This window comes from Allobosea rubneri, from assembly GCF_032464875.1.
GTDB lineage: Bacteria > Pseudomonadota > Alphaproteobacteria > Rhizobiales > Beijerinckiaceae > Allobosea > Allobosea rubneri.
This window is the reverse complement of sequence record NZ_JAWDID010000076.1, coordinates 1-23,881: the sequence shown is the minus strand read 5'-3', so window position 1 is coordinate 23,881 and position 23,881 is coordinate 1. Positions and strand designations below refer to the sequence as shown.

The following is a 23,881-nucleotide window of genomic DNA, read 5'->3' as shown; positions in this document are numbered from 1 at the left end:
CGCGTTAGGCAGGCAAAGGCGGGCGCTAGGTCGCCCGCGTTTTCTTTCGGGCCGTCTCCTGGCCGCCGCTCTTCTTGCCGCCGACTCGGTCGACCTTGAGCAGTTTCAGGCCTCTGGCCTTCTCGTAGCCATGGATCTCCTTCACATCGAGCTTGCGCATGAAGGTGATCGTCTCATGGGTCACGACCTGGCCGGGCACCAGGATCGGGAAGCCCGGCGGGTAGGGGATCACGAAATTGGCCGAGACCATGTCCGGCCCGTCCTTCAGGCGGCGGTCGCATTCGGCGCTGTCGATCGGGACGTATTCGCACTGCTCTTCGTCATAGGCGCCGAAGAAGGCCGAGCGGATATCGCCCTCGGGCGTGATGTCGCCGGCATCCTGCCGGAAGGTCTCGTGGAAATGGCTGAAGTTCGGCAGGTCCGGCACGTCCTTCATCAGGCTCTGGACCTTCGCGGTGAAGGCCGTGCGCTCCGACACTCCGCCATGCTTGAGGCGCGTCTCGATGCTTTCGCTGATCTTCAGGAGGACGCTGATCAGCAGGGCGACGTCGCTGCGGGTGTTGTTGATGTTGGACTGCAGCAGCACAGAGTTTCGCGAGGTCTTGTTGACCTGGATGTTGTATTGCGAGGCGAGCAGCCCCTTGAAGCTGGTACCGTCGAAGCCGGCCGTGCCGCAGACCAGGGTCATGCGGGTCGGATCGAGGCAGAACTCGTCCTCGCGCATGCTGCGCAACTGGTCGTCCCAGCGGGTTCCGGGCGCCAGGAAGTCGACGAAGCCGCTGCGGCGGTATTCGGCGGGCACCATGCCGTCCGCGCCGACGATGCTGAAGTACTTGGCGATCACCGGGTGCGAGTTGATCTCGCGGCGAATGTCGAGCGCGACCTCGATCGCATTCATCACCAGCCCGTAGCCCTCGAGCTCCATCTGCCGCCTGGCGACATCGAGGCTGGCGATCAGCTGCTGGTTGGGGCTGGTCGAGGCGTGGGTGAACACGGCCTCGTGGAACTGCGCCTCGACCCTGTGGAAGTCGACGTCGCGCACCAGCACCATCGAGCCCTGCCTGATCGCCGACATCGACTTGTGGGTCGAGTTGGTCTGGTAGACCCGCAGGCGGATGGCGCGCGGATCGGGGACGAGGCGGGTATCGAGCAGCTTTTCGAGCGATGGTGTCGCGCCCAGTTCCGTGACCTGGCGCTCATGCTGGGCGAGCGCCTCCGGCGTCTTGGCCCAGGCCTCGATGTCGGCGGCAGCGCCCATGCCGGTGCGCGGCCGCAGGAAGGGCGACCAGCGCGCGAAGCCGAACCAGGCTTCGTCCCAGAGGAAGATCAGGTCCGGCTTGATCGCCAGACATTCCTCCATCACCCGGCGCGTATTGTAGATGTGGCCGTCGAAGGTGCAGTTGGTCAGGTCGACCATCTTGACCCGGTCGAGCCGGCCTTCGGCCTTCAGGTCGAGCAGGGCCTTCTTGATGGTGCGCAGCGGTACCGCCCCGTACATCGAGAATTCGACCATCGGGAACGCTTCGACATAGAAGGGCTGCGCGCCGCTCAGCACCAGGCCGTAATGGTGCGATTTGTGGCAGTTGCGGTCGAGGATCACGATGTCGCCCGGCGCGATCAGCGCCTGCAGCACCATCTTGTTCGAGGTACTGGTGCCGTTGGTCACGAAGAAGACGTGGTCGGCGCCGAAGGCGCGCGCCGCCATCTCCTGCGCCCGCTTGATGTTGCCGGTCGGCTCGAGCAGGCTGTCGAGCCCGCCGGTCGTGGCGCTGCTCTCCGCCAGGAAGAGGTTGATGCCGTAGAACTGGCCCATATCGCGGATCCAGGCCGAGCGGAACACCGACTTGCCGCGCGCGATCGGCAGCGCGTGAAAGGTGGCGATCGGCCTTTGCGCATAGAGCTTGAGATTGTCGAAGAAGGGCGTGTCGAAGCGCGCCTTGATCCCCTCCAGAACAGAGAGGTGCAGCTCGAGCGGCTCCTCGACCTGGTACATCACCCGGCGGATCATCGCGGCGCGCGGGTCGCCGGCGAGCTTTTCGACACGTCGGTCTGAAAGCAGATAGATGTCGAGCTCGGGCCGGATCGACTTCAGTCCGGCGGCGAGGCGCAGGGCGAGGTCCGCCTCGTCCACCTGGTCGAGGAGTGGCTGCTGTGCCGCGAGCACGCTGCGCAATACGGGCGCGTCGTGGCGGGAGCGGAGCGTGAAGCCCTCATAGATGGCGACGGCTGCGATGTCGGGATTGACCACGGCCGCGCAGATCGCGTCCTCCAGGCTGCCGACCAGCACCGCCTCGTAGACGAAAGCGTCCTCGGACCGGCGCAATCGGCGGAACTCGGCTGCGATATGCGGCCAGCGCCCGGCCGGAGCCGGCGTCACGGTCAGCATCTCGAAATAGGGGCGGCTCGTGCCGTCCGCCGCCGAGGCGGGAACGATGTCGACTGGCTCAGCCAGGGACAGATCGGCCGCCTGCCACTCCTTGGCATCGTGCTTGTAATTGCCGGTTATGATGGCGATCGAGATGCGCTTGGCGAGCGACAGGAAGCCGTTCGCGTCGTCGTTCTGCAGGAGGCCGCGCAGGGCGGCGAGAAGGTCCGCGCCGGGGAAGGCGTGGAACTCCTCGGAAACGCCCAGATCGTTCAGCGCTACTTCGACGGCGCGCCTGTTCTTCGTCCCGGACGACCAGGACCGCGCCGCGGCATGAAGGTCTCGCCAGCGATCGGTTCGGCCGGAAGGAGCCGAGAAGAAATGATCGATAGAGAGCGATTCCTGAACGGTGGGAGCCATATCGGATCCTTCCCTGTCGCGAGGCCCGACCGCTCATGCGCGCCCGCGCTGCATACGAAGCTGCCGCTGCGTCACTAGAGCTCTCGTACAGGTCAGATCATCACAACCGGGGTCTCCGGCGTATTGTCCTTGGGGACAGGTTCTGGTTCTTGCCGCAGCCAATTCGCCAGTAGCAACGCGACAACGCCAACCGGCGGCGAGCTAAACCGCGCTTGCGACGCGGCTCTGCCACGTCGCAGGCGCGCGGGACGATCTTTGGCAGGCGCCTTGGAATTCCGGCCGTGATTGGCGGGAGCGCGACGGACGTCGTGCCTCCCTGCGTCGGGTGCACGGTCCGGGCATGTGGCGAGGTTTCGCTCTGACGGCGCGGCCTGTCGTGCCCTCGGCCTGCAGATCGCAAAAGCCGAGGGGTTATCGGTGAAGTGCTTGAAGCTTCAGGCCACGGCCTCGGCCTGCGGCTGCAGTTCCTCGATGCAGGGGATGCGGCCTTCGAACCAGTAGGCGGCGGCCGCGCGCGACATCGCGGCGCCGTCATGGCCGATGCCCGGAACGGTGATCAGCGACCAGTTGCAGGGCAGGCCGAGCCTGGCCGCCTCCGCCCTGGCGAAGTCGAGCATGAAATGGGCGCGGGCATAGCGCATCGGCCCCTGGGCCAGCGCCTCTGCCTGGGCCGGCAGGTTGGGATCGCTGGTGACGATGTCCTGGTCGCCGGCGAATATCACCATCGGCCAGGCGAGCCAGCGCGCCAGCTCCGCCTCACCGAGACCGAGCCCAGCGAGCCCTTCCGGGAAGCGCCGCTCCAGCGTCGGCAGCGTGTACCAGCCGGAATTGGCGGCGAAGGCGACCGAGAAGGGCGTTTCGCTCTGCGTCGCCAGCAGGCGGTGGACGAACTGGCCGCCGGCGGAGTGGCCGAACAGCCGGACCTTGTCGCGGGTGGTGACGCCGGCCTTGCGCAAGGCGGCCAACACACGGGCGGGCACGGCATAGAGCCAGTCGGCTTCAGCGGCGATCGCGCCGTCCTCGCCGACGACGAGGCCGTTGTTGTAGCCCTCGGCCTGCGGGAAATGCGCGTTGCCGAAGGTCGGGGCGACGATCAAGAGGTTGTGCTTCTCGGCGGCGTCGATCCAGAAATCGCGATAGTCGTCGCCATTGCGCAGCATGCCGTGCTGGACGAAGACGACCTCGTCCTCCGGCCGGTGCCTTGCCGGGCGATAGAAGTTGACCTCCAGCGGGCGCTGCGGATGGCGGGCGTCGACGAAGGGCAGGGAGCTGCGGCCCTGCGGCGGATCGAGCGTGAGCGTGGTCATGCGGCCTTCGGTGTTGTGTGCAGGTGGCAGGCGGCGCTGCGGCCGGGGGCGATCTCGGTGAGGTCCGGGCGGACCTCACGGCAGACCGCCATGGCGTGCTCGCAGCGCGGGTGGAACGGGCAGCCGGAGGGCGGCGAAAGCGGCGAGGGCAGTTCGCCCTTGAGCGGCTGGAAGCTGCTCTTGCGCCGCTCTGCGGAGGGAATCGCCTTGATCAGGGCGGCGCTATAGGGGTGCGCCGGCTCGGCGAAGATCGCGGTGGCGCTTCCGATCTCGACGATGCGGCCGAGATACATGATCGCGACCCGGTCGCTGATATGGCGCACGAGGCCGAGATCATGGCTGACGAAGAGATAGGTCAGGCCGTGCCGCTCGCGCACATCCATGAACAGGTTGATCACCTGCGCCTGGATCGAGACGTCGAGGGCCGAGACCGGCTCGTCGCAGACCAGGAATTCGGGTTTCACCGCGAGCGCCCGGGCGATGCCGATGCGCTGGCGCTGACCGCCGGAGAACTGGTGCGGATAGCGTTCGCGATAGGCGAGATCGAGCCCGACCTCGCTGAGCGCCCGGTCGACCGCGCCGTCGAGCTCGGCCTTCGGCACGAGCTTGTGGACCGACAGCGCCTCGCCGACGATGCGGTTCACCCGCATGCGCGGGTCGAGTGAGGCATAAGGGTCCTGGAAGATCATCTGGACCTTGAGCAGATAATCGAGCCGGTCCTTGCCCTTCAGCGCCGCGGCCGAGCGGCCCTTGTAGAAAACCTCGCCCTCGGTCGGCGGCAGGATGCCGGTGGCGATGCGCGCCAGCGTCGACTTCCCGCAGCCGGATTCGCCGACGAGGCCGAGCACCTCGCCCTTGCGGACGCTGAGGTCGACACCGTCGACTGCCTTCAGGGTCGAGGGCGGCGCATGCCGGCCGATCGCGGTCAGGATGCGCTCGGCGATGTTGGCCTTGCCGCGGAAGTATTTGCGGACGCCGCGCAGCTCGAAAAGGGTCTCGCTCATGCCGCTACCCGATCAGGAACTGGGTTGTGGCAGCGCAGCGTGCGGCCGTCATGGGCTTCCGGCTGCGGATCGCTTTCGGCGCAGACGGGCAGGGCCCGCTCGCAGCGCGGCCGGAACGGGCAGCCGGAGGGGCGCGAGTCGATGCGCGGCGCCATGCCGTCGATCTGGTGCAGACGCTCGCCCGGCTCGACCATCGCCGCCGAGGAGTTGAGCAGGCCGAGCGTATAGGGGTGGCGCGGCCGGTCGAGCACGGTCTCGACATCGCCGATTTCGACGATGCGGCCGGCATACATCACCGCCACGCGGTCGGCGAGTTCGGCGACCACGGCGAGGTCGTGGGTGATCCAGATCACGGCGGCGCCGCTCTCGCGCGAGAGCTTCTGCACCTCATAGAGGATCTGCGCCTGGATGGTGACGTCGAGCGCGGTGGTCGGCTCGTCGGCGATGATCAGGTCGGGGTCGTTCAGGAGCGCGGTAGCGATCGCGACGCGCTGGCGCATGCCGCCGGAGAATTCGTGCGGATACTGCTTGAGGCGGGCCTCGGGCGAGGAGATGCCGACCCGGGCCAGCGCCTTGGCCGCCTTGGCGAGCGCCTCCTCGCGGCTGCAGCTGCGATGCTCGAGGATGGCTTCGCTCATCTGCTCGCCGATGCTGAGCACCGGGTTCAGGGTCATCAGCGGGTCCTGGAAGATCATCGCGATCCGGTCGCCGCGGAGCTGGCGCAGCTGTTCCTGCGAGGCGGCGCGCAGATCGGTGCCGTCGAACAGCACCTCGCCGGCGACGACCTCGCCCGGCGGGTCGATCAGCTGCACCAGCGAGAAGCCGGTCACCGACTTGCCCGAGCCGGATTCTCCGACGAGGCCGAGCACCTCGCCTTTGGCGACGCTGAAATCGACGCCGTCGACCGCCGGCCAGGCGCCGTCCTGCGCATGGAACACGGTCTTGAGGCCGCGCACGGAAAGGAGGGGAGCGTCGGTCATGCGCGCACGTTGAAGCTGCGGCGCAGACGATCGCCGACGAGATTGAGTGACATGATCAAAAGAACCAGCGCGATGCCGGGGAAGACGGCGATCCAGTATTCGCCGGAGAGCAGGAACTCGAAGCCGTTGGCGATGAGCAGGCCGAGCGAGGGCTGCGTCACCGGCACGCCGACGCCGAGGAAGGAGAGCGTCGCTTCCAGCGTGATCGCCGAGGCGATGCTGATCGAGGCGACGACGAGCACCGAGCCGACGGAGTTCGGCAGGAGATGGGCGAGCATGATGTGACGGGTCGGCAGGCCGAAGTTCACGGCCGCCTCGATATATTCCTTGCGCCGCTCGACCATGGCCGCCGCCCGCATCAGCCGCGCATATTGCGCCCATTGCACCAGCACGATGGCGAGGATGACCTTGTCGACGCCGCGGCCGATCGAAGCCAGCAGCACGAGCGCGACCAGGATCGAGGGGAAGCCGAGCATGAAGTCGACGAGGCGCATGATGAGGGCGTCGATCGTGCCGCCGAACTGCGCCGCGGCGAGCCCCGCCATGATGCCGATGGCGAGCGCGCCGGCGGTCGAGGCGAGGCCGACGAGCAGGCTGGTGCGCAGGCCGTAGAGGATGGCGCTCAGCATGTCGCGGCCCTGCGCGTCGCTGCCGAGCCAGAAGGTGAAGCCGCTCATGCCCTGCTCGCCGGGGGCGAGCCGGTTGTCCATCACGCTGAGCGAGCCGAGATCGTGCGGATTCTGCGGCGCGATCACCGGCGCGAGCAGTGCGAGCACGACCATGATGCCGAGCAGGATCGCTGCGCCGCGCGTGGTCGGGCGGTTGCGGAGGCGGCGCAGCACCTTCTCGCGCAGGGGCGTGTCGGCCTTGGTCGGCCCGGCGAGGCGGGAGGCGTCCATGCTCATGCCTGTTCTCCGGCGAGCTTCACCCGCGGGTCGAGCGCGGCATAGAGCACGTCGACGAGGAAATTGACGGTGACGAAGAGCAGCGTCGCGAGCAGGACGTAGGCGACGACCACCGGGCGATCGAGCTGGTAGACCGAGTCGATCAGCAGCTTGCCCATGCCCGGCCAGGCGAAGACCGTCTCCGTGATTGTCGAGAAGGCGACGAGGCTGCCGAACTCGACGCCGACCACGGTGACGACCGGGATCAGGATGTTGCGGAGCACATGCCGGTTGACGATGCGCCGCGGCCGCACGCCCTTGGCGCGGGCATATTTCACATAGTCCTGGGTCATCGTCTCGGTGGTGCCGGCGGCGACGAGGCGCACGATCAGCGCGAGATTGGGGATTGCGAGGTTGAGCGCGGGCAGGGCGATGTGCTGCAGCCCGTCGAGGGTCAGAAGGCTGGTCTGGACGCCGAGCACCGAGACGGTCTCGCCGCGGCCGGCCGTCGGCAGCCAGCCGAGCAGCACGGCGAAGAGCAGGATCAGCATCATGCCCTTCCAGAAGCTCGGCAGTGAGAAGCCGAGCACGGTGCCGGCCATGACGATGCGGGCGCGGCGACTGTCGGGGTTGAGGCCCGCCATCAGCCCGAGCGGGATGCCGGCGGCGAGCGCCAGCGTCATCGCCAGCAGCACGAGCTCGAAGGTCGCCGGCAGCCGCGCCAGGATGAGCTGCACCGCCGGGACGCCATGCACGAAGGAGCGGCCGAGATCGCCCTTCAGCGCATTGCCCATGAAGGTCAGGTATTGCTGCCAGACCGGCAGGTCGAGCCCGAGCCGCTGGATCAGCGCTTGCCGGTCCGCTGCGCTGGCCTGCGGCGAGACCAGGAGCTCGATCGGATCGCCGATGCCGTAGACGGCGAAGAAGACCACGACCGAGACCGCGAGCAGCACGAGCACGCTCTGGATCAGCCGTTGCAGGACATAGGCGGTCATCGGTGACGCTCGACCGGTTGAATGGTCATTCCGGGCTCAGCGCTGGGCGCCGGCCCGGAACGACGATGTTGCTTGCTGTCGCGAGGGGCGTCGCCGGCTTACTTCGCCGGCTTCACCGACATGGCGAGGGTGAACTGGTCAGCGCGACCGGTGATCTTGAGATCGGCCTTGCCGGCCCAGATGCCGCTTTCGAAGTGCAGCGGGATGAACGCGCCGTCTGCGAGGACGATGGTCATGGCCTGCTGCAGCAGCTCCTCGCGCTTCTTGTCGTCGAGCGTCGAGATCGCGGCGCGGATCACCTTGTCGTATTCGTCGTTCTTGTAGCCGCCATAGTTCGAGCCGCCGATCGTCTTGTCCTCGTTCGGGGTCGGCGGCCACTGGCGCAGGAAGGACGAGGCCTCGCCGGTGTTCGAGCCCCAGCCGCCGAGCGCGACGCTGAATTCCTTCTTGGCGCGGCGCGGGAAGTAGATCGCGCGGGTCATCGCGTCGACCTCGGCCTTGATGCCGATCTGGGTCAGGTACTGGGCGACCGCCTGGGTGATCTGGCTGTCGTTGATGTAGCGGTCATTGGTCGCCGAGAGCGTCAGCTGGAAACCGTTGGGGTAGCCGGCTTCGGCGAGCAGCTTCTTGGCCGCGGTCGGGTCGTAGGGGATCTTCGCCGGGTTCGCCAGCGTGCCGAACATGCCGGTCGGCAGGAACTGGTAGGCCGGCTCGGCGGCACCGTCCATGATGCGCTTGGCGATGGCGTCGCGGTCGATGGCGAGCGACATCGCCTTGCGCACGCGGGCATCCTTCAGCGGGTTCTTGCCGTCGGGCGCCTTGACGAAGGGGCTGTCGTCGCGGTCGACGTCGAGCTGGAAGTAGATGATGCGGGTCGAGGGGGTGATGACATGGGCGAAGCGCTTGTCGCCCTTGATCCGGTTGAGGTCGCGCGCGGCCGGGCTCTCGATCACGTCATAGTCGCCGGCGAGCAGGCCGGCGAGGCGCGGGCCGGCATTGGTCACAGGCAGGAAGCGCACGCTCGCCCAGGGCTCGGCCTCGCCCCAGTAGTTGGGATTGCGCTCGAGCTCGATCGCTGAGCCGCGGACATAGGACTTCAGCTTGTACGGGCCGGTGCCGATCGCCATCGAGCCGTCGTTGAAGTTGTTGACGGTCGGCCAGGGGCCGGTGACGCCGCAGTTCTTCTCGACGTCGTAGGTGATGTCGCCGTGCTGGACGATCGAGGCGGAGAGGATCGGCAGGCCCGAGAGCAGGGTCGGCAGCAGCGGCTCCGGGGTCTTGGTCTCGATCACCAGCGTGTTGGCGTCCGGGGTCTCGACCTTGGCGAAATTGCCGGTGATGTCGGCGAAGGAGCCGGAGACCTTGGTCTCGTTCTTCAGGGTGCGGCAGAAGGTGAAGACCACGTCCTGCGCGCCGAAGGGCTGGCCGTTCGAGAACTTGACGCCCTGGCGCAGCTTGAAGGTCCAGCGGTTCTTGCCGTCATTCTCCCAGGAGGTGGCGAGGCCGGGCTGCAGGGCCTGCTTCTCGTCCTGGCGGACGAGATGGTCGAAGATGTGCAAAGCCAGCGCATTGTTGGGGGTGAGGTCGTGATAATGCGGGTCGACCGCGGTCGGCTCGGAAGCCAGCGCGACGCGCAGGGTCTGCGCCATGGCGGGCGCGCTCAGCATGCTTGCGCCGAGCAGGATGGTCATCAGTGCGCGCTGCCGCATCGGTCCTTCTCCATTCCCGTAGGTGATCGTTTTTTTGACAGTTTTATTTTCACGCGGTAGCAAACATGAAAATGATCCGACGTCAATCAGCGGAAAAGCCATGTCACGCGCCCTGAAGCCGACGACGGACCTCGCCAACCGCATCGCCCGGATCTACCCCTCGCTCAGCGAAGGCCACCGCAAGGCTGCGGATTTCGTGCTGCAGAGCCCGCTCGATTCCGCGACGGTGACGATCGAGGGACTGGCCGAGAAGAGCGGTACTTCGACCGCGACGGTCACCCGTTTCGTTCGGGCGCTCGGCTATCGCAATTATGGGGATTTCCGCGCCGCGCTGTCGACGGCACTCAAGGTCGCGCTCGCACCGGTCGAGGGCCTCGCCGATGCGCGTGCGGCGGCAGGCTCGGTTTTCGCCACCATGGCGACGACGCTGAAGGGCGAGGCCGCCAATCTCGACGAGGCCATCGCCACTTTGGAGGAGGAGACGGTCAACCGCGCCATCGGCCTCCTGCTCAAGGCGCGTCGCATCTTCATCGTCGGCTCCGGCGCGAGCCACCATGTCGGCGCCTTCCTGGAGGACGGGCTGGCACTCTATCTCGATGCCGACGTGGTCTTCGCCTCCTCGCGCGGCGGGCCGGAGCGGGCCGTGCGCCACATGCTCTCGGCCGGTCCGGAGGACGTCGTCATCGCGATCTCGCTGCCGCGCTATTCGCGGGCGACGCTGGAGCTCGCGAGATTCGCCAAGAAGCGCGACGCCGTGCTCATCGCGCTGACCGACGGGCCGTCATCGCCGCTGGTGCCGCTGGCGGACATGACGCTGTTCGCGCCCGCCCGCAACAGCTTCCTGCCGAACTCGCCGACGGCCGCCTTCGCGGTGGCGGATGCGCTGATCACGACGCTGGCGCGCGAGCGTCCCGATGCGGTCGAGGCGCTGAAGGGGCTGAGCGAGAGCCTGCTCTGGACGTTCCATTACTAGCTATCCGGCCGACAGGTGGCCGATCGCTGCCAGCTCTGGCGCGCCTTGTTTCGACGAGGCGCCTGTCAGAGGCGGTCGCCGAGCAGGGCGAAATTTGCCAGGCTGATCAAATGGGCATGGATCGGCACGAGATAGCCCTTGCGCCGCAGGTCGAGCCACGCCTCATCCGGAAGCGCGTTGAGGCGCTCTTCGCTGACCGCCGCAAAGCCGGTGTAGCTGGACGTCGTGCCGTCGGCAGCGCGGATCTCGACGTTGATCGTGTGGAACAGGTCGAGCGCCTTCAATGCGGCCGTGAACGCGGCGGTCGCCTTGGCCGCGTCGGAATACTCCGCCACAAAGCCGATGATCCGCCGCAGCGCCTCGGCCGGCTCGCCGTCCTCGCCGAACAAGGGCTCGCCGGTTTCGTTCTGCAGCCCGGCAAAGCCGCCGTCGATGCAGACGACCTGCTGGTCGCTGGAGACGTCGCCGCCGATGAAGGGATAGCGCCGCAGATAGGCCGGGGCGTGATTGCCGCGCCAGCGCCCTTCGCTGTCGACGAAGCGGCTTTCTCCGGGACGCATGCCGACCATGAAGAGCGGTGCGACGGTGCCGGCTTCCTCCAGGAAGAGGATCGGCATGTCGCGGCAGCCGGGCACGAACTCGGCCATCAGTGCGGGCAGGACATGCGCCTGGGCCGCAAAGGCATAGGGCTTTTCGGTCGGGGCAAGCCGGGCTCCACGATGCGTGGTGCGGTCGAGGACGGCGATGCTCGAATAGAACAGGGGCAGAGGGGCCATGGTCTTGTCCTGAAGGCGGGATGGCGATGTCGAAAGGTTCAGATGGTCTTGCGCAGAGTTAGGCGGAAATAGAGCTCCGCGTCACGCTGCGTGGCCGAGACGCGCTCCAGCGGCCGACCTACGCCGCCTTCGAGCGTCGCCCAGTCGAGCGGCCGCCAGATCAGGCCGGCGCCGATCGAGGTCGCCCGGCTGTTGAAGGTGGGATTGGCATAGGTCCTGCCATGATCGAGAAACACGAAGGCCTCGAACTGCTTCAGCGCATCCGGCAGAACGTAGTGGAGCTCGGCCTGGCCATAGAAGCCGGAATTGCCGAAGGCTGCGCCGACCGGGTAGCCGCGAACCGTGGTCGGCCCGCCGATCTGGAAGATCTGGTCGCCGGGAAGCTGGGTCTCGTTGGTGTATTGCCAGGCTCCGACCAGAGAAGCGTAGACATCGTCCGTGATGCGCCAGATCGAGGCGGTGTTGCCGGTCCAGATCGTGTAGTTTCGCCTGACGTCGGCGAGCTTGTCGCGATGGGCGACCTGGGACCAGTTCACAGTCGAGGAATGGTTGAGGCCGGCGAGATTGAGGCTCAGCGCCGCTCCCGCACTCGCGCGGGTGTAGCTGGTGTCGACCGTGGCGATGTCGAGCTGTTTGCTGCGACCGGAGCCGAAGCCGGCTGCGCCGGTGGCCTGCAGGAGGATGACGTCGGTCGCGAAGACCGGCTGGGACAGGGTGAGCGCCCCGTTCTCCGAAACGCCTTCCGGCCGCAGCTCGCGGATCGCGCCATTGACGATGTGATAGGCCGAGCGGGTGAAGCTGACGCCGAGCCGCGTGCCCCAGGGCGAGACCGGCAGCGTGTAGCTGCCGGTGCCGACGATGCTGCCGCGTGCCCGCGAGCCGTAGAAGATAAGCCGATCGTCGATCCCGAGCAGGTTGCTGTGGCGCAGGAACAGCGTGCCCTGATAGCGACCAGTCGACTGCACGCCCTGGTTGTCGAACGAGATCTGGGCGAGGTTTCGCGGCGCCTCGGTGAGAATGAGGTCGAGATCGGTTAGCCCGAAGCTGGCGCCGGCGTTGAGCTGGGCCCGGACCTGGGCTTCGTTGAGGCGGTTGAAGATCGAGACGGTGCGGTTGAGAGCCGGCGTATCGACGAGCTCGCCCTCGGCGACTGGCACCTGCGAGCGCACATACCAGGGCCAGGTCTGGACGGCGCCGGAGACCGAGACCTTGCCGATCTTTCCCTCGACGAGGCCGATCCTGAGAACGCCGCCGGTGAGCTTCTGCGGCGGCAGCACTGCGCTCGCCGTGACCTGCCCCTTCTCCGCGTAGAGATCGTTGACCGCCTGCAGGATCTTGCCGATCTCGGCGAGATCGACGCGCCGGCCGACATAGCGCGCGCGGATCGCGTCGAGTTCGGCTGATGTGAGGAAGCGCGAGGCGTCGAAGTCGATGCGGGTCAGCACGACGCTCGCGCCGCCCGCCGGAAATTCCAGCCGCGGCCCCACGGGAGGAGCGACCACGGCAGGGCCGCTCTGGCGCTGCGGGGCGGTCTGGCGCTCGATCTCCAGGCGCTGGCGATCAGCCTCGCTCTCGATCGTGCGCGAGACGATCTGAGCGTAGGCTGATCCGGTGGAGCAACCGGCCAGAAGTGCCAATGCGAGACGCCAGGTCCCGCGCCGTGCTGTCCTCAAGGCCGGTCCTCTGTCTCATCCAGATTGACGGGCGGCCTGCCCGGATCGGCCGGGAAGACGAAGCCGCGAGGACGCCCGAACGGGCCGTTGCTCCACTCTCCCGCGCCGGCGCCGTTCCAGAAGCCGCGCCAGCCCCCCTTCAGGCCGGCGGGAAGATCATCGGGCACATCCGCGGACGAGGTCAGCCAGGCGCCCAGCCGGGCCATGTCGCGGGTCAGCGAGCCGCCAACCGAAGGTGGGATCTGCGCGACGTCGGAGTCGAAACGGAGGATGTAGGCATTCGTCGTCAGCCTGTTGTGGTCGAGGTCGAGGTAGAAGGGACGGCTCCTCGAAAAGAGCTGCACGTCATAGCCGAAGTCCGGCGTCAGGGTGCGGTTGTCGGCGAGGACCTTCATGTGCGGTGTCGCCAGCGCCAGCGTGCCGGTGATGAACGCCTCCTCGATGCGCAGCCGGTCCGCGGTCGTGGTCAGGCGCGCGTCGATCGCGTCGAAGCGGCTGGCCCGGAAACTTCCAGCCTCGACCGCCAGATCGACGCGCTCGGCGCTGCGGCCGCGGAAGCCGCTGACGTCCAGTGCGAGGGGCAGGCCACTGCCGGCGCCTTGAACGATATCGGCGACGATGCGCGTGCCCATCACCACGATGCTCTCGCCGGCACTGAAGCGGCCGAGCCGGAGCTGGTCCGGAGCAGCGCCGGCAAGGCGCTGCGCCGCACCGTGATCGAGGCTGATCGAGCCATGGCCGCTGCGCCCGGCCAGCAGCGTCAGGGCATCCCGGGCAGTGATCGTGCCGACCTCGATGTCGGTGGCTGCCGTGAGCATTGCAGAGGCGCTCGAGCGTGCCGTCGAGACGGCCAGCTCGCCGCCCGTCGAAGTCAGGCGGATGTCCCCGCCGGCCAGGAGCGTGCCGATCGTGATGCGGTTGAGTGCCTGTACGTCCGCTGTCCCCGTGCTCGCCAGGCGACCGACGGAGAGGCTGGCGCCTGCGCGGAGCAGCACCGAACCGGTCGCGTTCAGCGCGGCGATCGCCAGCGAACCGGTCGAGGCCGTCGCCTTCGTGTCCTGCGCGGAGAGGCGCTCGACCGAAACGGCGCCGAAGCTGGCAAGCGTGGCAGTGCCGCCGCTGCGAAGATCGCCGGCCACGATCCCGGCACTGCGGGAGATCGCGACGATGCCGCCCCGTCCCGCCGCGACGCTGCCGAGAGCCAGGGCGTCTGCCGCATCGATCGAAACCGCTTGCCCGGCTTTCAGGCTGGTGGCGGAAATCGTGCCCGCCGAGGAGTGGATCGAGAGGTCCGTGCCCGCATCGGCAGAGCCGAGAAGGACGGGCCCCGAGGCCAGCAAAGCGAGCGTCGTGCCCGATTGCAGCCTGCCTGCGTCGATGGCCGCCGCCGCGATCGACAATCCGCCGTCGCGGCTGTGGAGATGTGCCAGGCGCACCTGACCACCGGCTTCGACCTTGGCTTGGCCGCCGGCCGTGAGCGCTCCGGCCTCGATCGAGCCGGCTGCCGTCAGGGATAGGTTCGCGGCGGCGGAAAGGGCAATCGCTCTCACACTTGCGCCGGTGGAGGTTATCGCGAGATCGCCCGCCGTCGTCGTGGCATCGCCGAGAGAGACCATGCCCGAGGCCGAAACGGACGAGCTCGCACCTGCCCGCAGGCTGGCAATGTCGAGTGTGCCCGTCGTCGCGATGTTCGCCGCCCCGCCCGCGATCAGGCTGGTGGTGATCGCGATCGGCCCAGCCGTGTTCAGCGACGCTGCAGCCGCGGAGGCGATAGAGTCGGCCGCGATGCCCGCTCCGTGCGACCGTGCCGAAAAGGGGCCTGCCGAGGTCGCCGTGCTGAAGCTGATCTTTCCGGTTGCGTCGAGCGTGGTCGCACCGCCCGCCGACAAAGTCGCCAGCGTCAGTGCACCGTTCCGCGCCGCGATGCTCATCGCCCTGCCAGCCAGCAGCGGCCCCGTCGCCGTGATCGAAGTCGCGGCGGTCAGGGTGAGGTCCCCGGCGATATCCAGTCCGGCGAGGGCGAGGTTGCTGCCGGTCGAGGAGACCGCAAGATCGCCCGCGGTCGTCGCGGCGTTGCCGAGCGTGACCGAGCCCGAGGCCGCGAGCGTCGAACTCGCGCCTGCTCGCAGGCTGACGAGGTCGAGAAAGCCGGCGGTCGTCGTGACGTTCGCTGCCCCGCCCGCAGTCAGGCCGGTCGTGACCGTGATCGGGCCTGCCGCGTCCAGCGTCGCCGAGGTCGCTGCAGCGACCGTGCCGGCGGTGATGCCCGCTCCGCGCGACACGGCCGAGAAGGAGCCGGCTGTCGTGGTCGCGCTCGTCAGGCTGATCAGGCCGTTGGCTTCGAGCGAAGTCACCCCGCCTGCGGACAGGCTCGCGAGGGTCAGCGTGCCGTTCTGCGCTGTGATTTGCATCGCGTCGCCAGCGAGCAGTGCGCCGGTTGCCGTGATCGAAGTCGCGGCGGACAGCGTCAGCTTGCTGGCGCTGTCCAGGTCAGCCAGTGCCAGATCGGCGCCGGTCGAGGTGACCGTGAGATCGCCGGCGGCGGTGGTTGCTTCGCCGAGCGCGACCGTGCCGGAGGCCGACAGCGTGGAGCTCGCGCCCGCGGTCAGACTGGCGATGGTGATCGTTCCGGCGGTCGTCGTGACGTTCGCCGCCTCGCCGGCCGTGAGGGCGGTGGTGACCGCGATCGGACCGCCGGCGATCAGCGAGGCCGTTATCGCCGCAGCGATCGTGCCGGCAGTGATGCCGGCTCCGTGCGATCGTGCCGAGAATAAGCCGGCCGTCGATGTCGCGCTGGCGAGGCCAATCGCTCCGGTCGCGTCGAGCGTCGTCGCACCACCTGACTCGAGCCTCGCCAGGCTCAGTGCGCCGTTCTGCGACGTGATCGCCATCGTGCCGCCAGCCAACAGCGAGCCGGTCGCGGAGATCGAGGTCGTAGCGGTCAGGGTGAGATCGCCGGCGACGTCGAGCCCGGCGAGCGACAGGCTGGCACCGGTCGAGGTGACATCGAGGTTGCCCGCGGTGGTGGTCGCATCGCCGAGCGTGATCGTACCGGCGGCCGAGAGTACCGAACTCGCGCCCGCCATCAGGCTGGCGATACTGAGCGTGCCGGCGGTCGTCGTGACGTTCGCCGCTTCACCAGCCGTGAGGGCGGTGGTGAGCGCGATCGGGCCGGCGGCGGTCAGCGTCGCACCGGTAGCGGCTGCGATGGTGCCTGCGGTGATGCCGGCGCCGCTCGAAACCGCCGAGAAGGAGCCGATCGAGGTCGTCGCGCTGGCCAGGCTGATAAGACCGGTCGCTTCGAGCGAGGTCGCACCGCCGGCCGACAGACCCGCCAGGGTCAGCGCGCCGTTCTGCGCAGTGGCGTCGACCGTGTCGCCAGCGTGCAGTGCGCCCGTCACCGCGATCGACGCCGCGGCGGTGAGCGTCAGCTTGCCGGCGCTGTCCAGCCCGGCCAGCGACAGCCCTCCAGCCGTCGAGGTGATCGTGAGATCGCCCGCGGTGGTGATCGCGTCGCCCAGCGTCACGGTGCCCGAGGCCGAGAGCGTCGAGCCGGCGCCCGCCGTCAGGCTGGCGATATTGAGCGTGCCGGCGGTCGTCGTGACGTTCGCGGCCTCACCGGCGGTGAGGGCGGTGGTGATCGCGATCGGCCCCGCCGCATTCAGCGTCGCACCGGTTGCGGCCGCGATGGTGCCTGCGGTCATGCCGGCACCGCTCGAAACCGCCGAGAAGGAGCCTATGGTGGTCGTGGCGCTGGCGAGGCTGATCAGACCGGTCGCTTCGAGCGAGGTCGCGCCGCCGGCCGACAGGCTCGCCAGGGTCAGCGTGCCGTTCTGCGCGGTGGCGTCGACTGCGTCGCCAGCGTGGAGTGCGCCCGTCACTGCGATCGATGTCGCGGCGGTCAGCGTCAGCTTGCCGGCGCTGTCCAGCCCGGCCAGCGACAGCCCTCCGGCCGTCGAGGTGACCGTGAGATCGCCCGCCGTGGTCGTGGCGTCGCCGAGCGTGACCGTGCCGGAGGCCGAGAGGGTCGAGCTCGCACCTGCGGTCAGGCTGGCGAGGTCGAGCGTACCGGCGGTCGCCGTGATGTGGGCGCCGCCACCGGTCGTTACCGTGTCGACCGTCAGATCGCCGCTTGCGCTGAGAACCGCCGCGCCGGAGCTGGCGACGAGGCTCGCGACACGTGTCGTTCCCGACGCGGCGAGGACGACATCGCCCGTGATGCTGCTTGCCGAGAGGAATGGCGAGGCGAATGTCAGTGCAGCGGCTGCGCTGCCGATACCGGTGCCCGCCCGAAGGTCGATCATGCCTCCGGTTCCGGCGGCGCCGAGCAGCGTGCCGGAATCGCCATTGCCGAGAATGGCGCCTGCCGCGGCGATCAGGATCGACGCGCTGCCGGCGGGAGGAGCCCAGGAGCTCGTCACCCGCCCGAGTTCGATATCGCTCGCCGAGGCGAGGCTGACACGGCCGGCCCCGGCGAGGTCGGCGCCGCTCGCCATGGCGATCTTGTTCCCGTTGACCGAGACGGCGCCGCTGCTGGAGCGCAGATTGCGCAGGATGCGGATCTCGTCATCCGCCGTCACGTCGATGCCGCTGGTGGCACTGAATTCGCCGATCCGCAACGGCGTCGCTGGTTGCCCGCCGACCGCGGGGGCGGAGAGCCAGGCGGAGCCGCCGATCTGTCCCGAGACCTCGCCCATTGCGCCGACCTGCAGGCCCAGCCGGGCGCCCGCGGAACCGGCATTGCCGGCCGCGTTGAGCAGGATCGAGCGGGCCGAGATCGCGACACCTGGCAGGTAGCCCTGGATGCCGCCTTCGAGCGCCGTCAGCGAGACCGTGCCGGAAGCGAAGACGCGGCCGATCTGCGCGTCTCCTCCCTTTGCGACAAGATGGACGTCGCCGGCCGCCGCCGAGGCCGAAACCAGCCGGCCGCCGATCTGGTAGGTCAGGGGCGTCGCGGCGGAGCCGATGCTGCCGCCGCCGGCGACCAGCACGAGGTCGCCGCCGGTCTGGATCTGGACCGGGCTGCGCGGCGTCGTTCCGTCCGCCTGCGTCCCGACCGCGATCGACTGCGGCGCCTGCAGACTGACCGTGCCCGTCGCCGTGATCCGGCCGATGGTCAGCGTCCCGCCGGCCGCCTGCGGCGTTCCGGTCGCCTGGACGTAGACGTCGCCCTGCGCCGAGCCCGAGAAGGTGCCGCTCGCATTGATGAAGAGCGGGGCGGTCTGCTTGACGTCGACGCGGCTGAGCGTGACCCCGACGGGGACATTATTGAGGTCCGTGACCTCGACAAGGCTGCCATCCTGCCTCTGGCCGATGATCTTGACGCTGCCCGCCGTGGTCGCGACCGCAAGCGCGGCGAGCTGGGCGTTCGAGATCGTGCCGTTGCGGATATCCGACAGCGCGACCTGAACGTCCGGAGCGAGCGAGCCGATGCTGCCGGCGGTGTTCAGCGTGATGTCGCGGCCGATGACCAGCGCGGTGCCGTTGCCGACGACGCCGGAGGCCGGTTCCAACGCCGATTTGTTGATCGCCGAGACGAGCTGGCGCTCGGTCCAGACCGCGTCGCCGGTGATCCGGCTTTCAAGGTTCGGCGCGGCGTCGGAGGCGGCCACGCTGAAGCTGAAATTGTTCTCCGCCGTGGCCGGATTGAAGCGCGCCTGGCTCGCCCAGCCGCTGCCATAGGCCTTCTCGAAAACGCCTGCATAGGCCGCGTAGCGGCTCTCTGCATAGTCGATGACCTGCTGCTCGGTCGCGGTGCCGCCCACGGCCGCGTCGGCGAAGGCCTGGTAGAGCGCAATCGCGTCCTCGTTCAGCGTGAAGACGAGCCGGCTGACACCGTTGACGGTGCGCTGCTTCATCTCGCCATTGCGCATCAGCGCGGTGTAGAGCCCGTAGCTCTGCGTCACCTGCTTCTCGAATGCCGCGACGCTGGCTTGAGCGGCCGCCCCCGCGCCGTCGGCCGCCGTGAGCTTCAGGGCGCGCGAGACCTGCGACAGCTGCTCGGCGCTCAGCGCCTGCGCTGCCGTCTGGCCCGAAGCCGAGACGAGTCGGCCGGCATTGACGTCGATGCGGACATTGCCGGCGGCGCTCGCGATCTGGCCGACGCGCAGGTCGCCGACGGTCTGCGCGATGCCGACATCGCCACGGGCTCTGATGTTCACGACGCCGTCGACATGGCTGCCGTTCGGAAGCTGCGTCGCGACCGCGCGCATCTGCATGAGGGTCGAGGTCGAGCCGATGCTCCCTTCCTCGCTCACCAGCGTGATGTTGCGGCCGACGACGTTCGGCGCGCCGGTGGCGACGGCCTCGAGACTACCGGTGGCCTGCACTCTGACATCGCCATAGGCACTGGAGTTCTGGTCGGCGCGCAGCGCGACCACCCGGGCGCTGCCGGTGATGTCGAGATTGATGCCGCCGCTGCCGGCCGTCGCGTTGAGCTGCGCGCCCGCGGTCAGCGTCGCCTTGATCGCCGTCGTTTGCGTACCGATCGAGTCGCGCGCGCTGAGGTTCAGATCGTTGCTGAGGATCGTGGCGTTGTTCGTCTGGGTGAAGCTGCCCCCGGAGGCGATGATCGTCGTCGTGCCGCTCGGATTGACGATGGTGCCGTTCTGCAGGACGGAGCTGTTCGAGGTGATGTTGACGCGCCCGGCCGCGTTGCCGGCGAAGCTGATGGCGAACGGGTTATCGGCTTTCACCGAGGTCGTGACCTGGACGAAAGCCCTGGTCGCGTAATTGTAGTCCCATTTTGCCTGTGTTTCGCCCGCCTTAGCGACGAAGTCGTAGTCGCAGTGGTTGATCGCCTGGCCATTGCAGCCGCCATAGCTCGCCTGGTTGTGGATGAAGTTGAGATGGCCGCCCGTGATCTCCTGCGTCATCCCAACATGGGTGAGACCGGTCTTGCCGGTCACCACCCGGCCCGACACCAGCTCTGCGCTCGGCGCCTGCGCATCGCGGGACCACCAGAATCTCGGGTCCTCGCCGGGATCGGTGCTCGGCGACTGGGCGTCGACATAGACCCAGGGATTGCTCGACGTGCCGGAATCGAAGCGCCAATAGACGCCCGGTATGTTCGCCTGATTGCGGTTGTCCTCGGTCAGGCCGACCTTCTGGAGCAGGGCCTGCTGTGTCCACTCGTAACGGGTACCGGCAACGGTCTCGTGGCGCGTCAGATCGCCGGAGATGAACTCGACAGGCACCGAGGCGCCGGCGCCGCTCAGGATCGGCTGCGCGCCATTATGCGTGATGTATTTCGCGATGCCCGAGCCGGGCGTGTAGGCATAGACTGTCGTGTTCGGCCCGGAGGTGATGAGCCGGTCGACGATGGTGATCTTGCTGACGCTCGCGGCGACCCCGACGCCGGTGCCCGTATTGACGCGGTTGACGACGAGGTCGAGCCCGGAGGTGTTGTTCAGGCTGACATCGCCGAAGCCACCATTGATCTTGATGGAGCCGAGCGTGTTGGTGCTGATGATCTGGCCGTCGAGCAGCACCGAGCCGCCGCCCGAGGAGGCATTGACGTCCCAAAGGACCAGCCGATCGTTGACAAGATCGTAGTATACTGGCGCCGCGCCCGCATTCGCCCAAGTGCCGCCCAGGGCCTCCTTGAGGCCGACTTCGACATAGCCGCGATCGAGGTAATACTGGCGCTGGTTCCGCAGGCTGGCCGCCATGCCGGCATCGACCGTTCCCGACCAGTTGGTGATCCGCCCCGCCTCGATCGAGGCATTGATGTTGATCGTCGTCGCCTTGATCGCGACCTGGGCGCCGAAGATCTTGGGGGCGCTGCCCGCCACGCCCGGATTGCTCTCGCGATAGGTCGGGATCGTCGGCAGCGCGTAGAAATTGATGCCCCGGCCCATATTGTAGTCGCCGGTGCAGTTGGCACCGGAATCGGCGATGTAGCCGGCACAGTTTCCGAAGAACTGCAGCGACCAGTTGCGGGTCGCACCCTCGTCCTGCCTGCCATAGAGGAAGTAGTTGATGTTGTTGCCGTAGCCAGCGGCGGTGGCCAGCGCGTTGGCCGCTGCGATGACGGCTTGATTGACGTCGAGCGGACCCGATCCAGGCGTGCCGCCGGGATAGTAGATCGCGTGATTGTACTCCCCCTGCGGCGAGCCGCCGGCATTGTACATGCCGTTCGGCCCGTTCGAGGACACCGCGACCACACCGTTCGGCACGGTGATGTTGAACTGCAGCGAGTCGATGCGCTGGCCCGAGAAGCCGAACGAGCCCAGCGTATTGTTGATCGAGACCAGGCCGCTGAGATTGGTGATGTCGCCGCCGATCAGCAGCGCCGGCCCCTTGTCGCCCGGGTCGAGCGGGCGGATATAGGCATTGTCGATGATGATGGAAGGCGTCGCATCGGGGTTCGCGCTGCGCGCCAATGTCCCGGTGGAGCCGATGATCTGCCCCCCGCTCGACTGCGGGATATAGGCGCCGCCGTCGAGCACGAGATAGGCGTTGCTGCGGTTGATCACCGTGATCGACGGGCCGCCCCTGGCGACGAGCGAGCCGTTGCCCTGAACCGTGCCGGCACTGACGAAGACATTGCCGCCCGCCGCATAGAGCTGGCTGAGCCTGATAGCCTTGACTGGGGCCGCATTGACGCCGGAGATCAGCGTGCTGGCGACTGCGGCTTCATAGCGTGCATTGATATAGGCGACGGGATCGAAGGTCGAAGTGAGGCTGGCGGTCACCGGTGCGCCGCTGACGAAGCTGATCGTCGGGTTCTCGTTCGGGCCGCACTGTACCGAGGCGTTGGCGCCGCAACCGATCTCGATGCGCTGCGTGTTGTAGATGCCGGCCGTCGCCGTGCCGTTCATCACAAGTGTGGAGCTCGACGACCGGCCCGGGCTGCTCGAACCGGTCGTGACCGGGATGAAATAGAGCTGGTAGCCGTGGCCGGTGCCGTCGGCCTCGGCGTCGAGTACGCCTTCATAGGCGCCGAGCGTGACATTCTGGGCGCTGGAGATCCTGGTGCCGCTGCCGACCTCGACGCGGGCATGGTGCTGCAGGTCGGTCGAGGCGTCGGCGTCGGGAACGGCGATGAGACCGCGGACATAGCCGAGCGCATTCGCCGTGCCCGAGAGCGTGGTCCTGCGTGCGTCCGCACCGTCTCGGCCAGCGGTGACGTTGACGTCGTAGAGGCCGATCAGCTCGGAATCCGTGCCGATCAGCACCTTGTTGTCGGTGCGGATGGTGACGTCGGCATCGGCGAGCCCGACGCCCGCCAGCCCGTAGGTGCTGACATAGGCGTTCGCCGTGACGTCGGCGAGCGTATAGGTGCCGAGGTTGATGGCGCCGAAGGAGGTGAGGACGACGTTGTTGCCGAGCTTCACGGTGTTCGTGAGCGGATCTTGGGCGGAGCCGGCGCGATAGCGCGCCGACACCCCCGCGCCCTGCAGCAGGCCGCCGGTGGTCAGGGTGGCGGTGTCGTCGCCGAAAAGCTCGCTCCAGGCCTGGGCCAGGATCGAGCCGGGGGCAGCGGTCGGGCTCGTGCCGCCGATCAGGACGACGCCGTCTTTGAGCTCCACCTTGGAGGTGCCGTCGATCCCGGTCCGTGAGGTGGCGCCGGCGCCGTTGATGCCGCCGCCGGCGGCTGCGCGCACGGAATCGCCCAGCTCGAGCTGGGTGAAGGCGTTTCGGCTTGTCAGCGAGATCGCCTGCAGGCAGCTCGTCAGGTAGCAGCCATTCGTGCCCGGGCCAGCGGCAGTGATCCGCGCGCCGGCACCGAGTTCGGTGAGTACATCGACATTGGCAGTGTTCTTGGCGAGCGCTGCGCTGGCGCCGAGCGCGGCAGCCTGAAGGCTGTCGACGAGCGCCGCATAGCGTGTCGAATGGCTGGCGCCGATCGTCGCGAGCCCGGTCACGATCACCGCGTTGGCGCCGAGCGAGGCGGTCACGTCCGAGGTATTGGAGGTCGAGCCTTCGGCGCCGGAGCCGGCATAGAGGCCGCCGCTGCCGGCCTCGGCACGCGCGATCTGCGTGTCTTCTCCGGTCGCCGTCAGGGTGAAGCGGCCGGTGCCACTCCCGGCCATGGTGGAGGAGGCGCCGAACGAGGCCGTCGTCGTGGTCTCGGCATCGGCCTCGGCATTGATCCTGCCGATCGCGGCGGTTCCGGCGATGGTGATGCCGGTCGCCTTGGCGGCCTGCAGCGTGGTGTTCGTCGCGCTGACGGTGACGGAGCCCGACGACAGGCCGATATAATCGCCAAGCGAGGCCGTCACGGAGGTGGTGTTGCGCGCCTTCGCATCGGTGCCTACGGCGCTGACATAATAGGAGCCCGAGCCGGCAACCGCCGAGGCAGCGGCGGAATAACCGCCGCGCGCGAAACCCGAAGTCGCATCCGACAGCCTGACGGCATCGCCCGCAGCCGTGCCGAACACCGAACCGGTCGCAGTGAGCGAGAGCTGGCCGGCGGTGAACTGGTTGGCGATCAGGCTGGTATTGTGTTCGATCTCCGATCTGACGATCGCACCGACCGTGGCTTCGGCAATGGCGGCGCCGACGGCGAGGCCACCTGCCACGGCGACACCGAAGGCCGCAGCCTTCGCATCGGGCGACGCGGTCGCCGAGACGCCGATCGTGCCGGTGCCGACATTCGCCCGCGCTCCGGCCCCGATCACGGCGGTGACGTTGGTGGTGTCGCTCGCCTTGGCCTCGGCGCCCGATCCGGCGACGAGCAGGCCGCCGGCGCCGGCGACGGCGGCGGCATGGGCCGCGCCCGTGCTCAGTGCGCCGAGCGTCAGGCCGGTCCCGGTCAGGCTCGAGCCACCGGCATACCGCGCCTCCACCT

At 68.1% G+C, this 23,881-nt stretch carries 11 protein-coding genes; 1 reads left to right on the top strand and 10 read right to left on the bottom strand.

What is annotated here, in order from left to right:
• Nucleotides 1-25: 25 nt before the first annotated feature.
• The 7 genes from RKE40_RS27280 to RKE40_RS27250 form a co-directional block, all read right to left on the bottom strand.
• The gene (locus tag RKE40_RS27280) at nucleotides 26-2,785 is read right to left on the bottom strand and encodes a decarboxylase (protein ID WP_316021313.1); all 2,760 of its coding nucleotides are present in this window, start codon (nucleotides 2,783-2,785) and stop codon (nucleotides 26-28) included.
• Nucleotides 2,786-3,219: 434 nt separating this feature from the next.
• Complete coding sequence (locus RKE40_RS27275; RefSeq protein ID WP_316021312.1) at nucleotides 3,220-4,092, bottom strand: alpha/beta hydrolase family protein; 873 nt, start codon at nucleotides 4,090-4,092, stop codon at nucleotides 3,220-3,222.
• Entirely contained in the window at nucleotides 4,089-5,096 is a 1,008-nt protein-coding gene (locus RKE40_RS27270) for an ABC transporter ATP-binding protein (RefSeq protein WP_316021311.1), read from the bottom strand. The genes RKE40_RS27275 and RKE40_RS27270 overlap by 4 nt, the downstream gene beginning before the upstream one ends.
• Nucleotides 5,093-6,076, bottom strand: coding sequence for an ABC transporter ATP-binding protein (locus RKE40_RS27265; protein WP_316021310.1), 984 nt, complete (start codon nucleotides 6,074-6,076; stop codon nucleotides 5,093-5,095). The genes RKE40_RS27270 and RKE40_RS27265 overlap by 4 nt, the downstream gene beginning before the upstream one ends.
• The gene (locus tag RKE40_RS27260) at nucleotides 6,073-6,981 is read right to left on the bottom strand and encodes an ABC transporter permease (protein WP_316021309.1); all 909 of its coding nucleotides are present in this window, start codon (nucleotides 6,979-6,981) and stop codon (nucleotides 6,073-6,075) included. The genes RKE40_RS27265 and RKE40_RS27260 overlap by 4 nt, the downstream gene beginning before the upstream one ends.
• The gene (locus tag RKE40_RS27255; protein ID WP_316021308.1) at nucleotides 6,978-7,955 is read right to left on the bottom strand and encodes an ABC transporter permease; all 978 of its coding nucleotides are present in this window, start codon (nucleotides 7,953-7,955) and stop codon (nucleotides 6,978-6,980) included. Before RKE40_RS27255 ends, RKE40_RS27260 begins: the two co-directional genes overlap by 4 nt.
• A 98-nt stretch (nucleotides 7,956-8,053) precedes the next feature.
• Nucleotides 8,054-9,664 carry an ABC transporter substrate-binding protein gene (locus tag RKE40_RS27250; RefSeq protein ID WP_316021307.1) on the bottom strand — a complete coding sequence of 537 codons (1,611 nt, stop codon included), beginning with the start codon at nucleotides 9,662-9,664 and terminating at the stop codon, nucleotides 8,054-8,056.
• A gap of 100 nt (nucleotides 9,665-9,764) precedes the next feature.
• Between RKE40_RS27250 and RKE40_RS27245 the strand changes: the two genes are divergently transcribed.
• On the top strand, nucleotides 9,765-10,637 hold the full coding sequence (locus tag RKE40_RS27245) for a MurR/RpiR family transcriptional regulator (protein ID WP_316021306.1): 873 nt from the start codon (nucleotides 9,765-9,767) through the stop codon (nucleotides 10,635-10,637).
• 65 nt (nucleotides 10,638-10,702) lie between these two features.
• Here the strand turns inward: RKE40_RS27245 and RKE40_RS27240 are convergent, their stop codons facing one another.
• The 3 genes from RKE40_RS27240 to RKE40_RS27230 form a co-directional block, all read right to left on the bottom strand.
• Nucleotides 10,703-11,413, bottom strand: coding sequence for a SapC family protein (locus tag RKE40_RS27240; protein WP_316021305.1), 711 nt, complete (start codon nucleotides 11,411-11,413; stop codon nucleotides 10,703-10,705).
• A gap of 38 nt (nucleotides 11,414-11,451) precedes the next feature.
• Nucleotides 11,452-13,050 carry a ShlB/FhaC/HecB family hemolysin secretion/activation protein gene (locus RKE40_RS27235; RefSeq protein ID WP_316021304.1) on the bottom strand — a complete coding sequence of 533 codons (1,599 nt, stop codon included), beginning with the start codon at nucleotides 13,048-13,050 and terminating at the stop codon, nucleotides 11,452-11,454.
• 32 nt (nucleotides 13,051-13,082) lie between these two features.
• The coding region (locus tag RKE40_RS27230) for a beta strand repeat-containing protein (protein ID WP_316021303.1) at nucleotides 13,083-23,881 on the bottom strand (10,799 nt) is incomplete at its 5' end.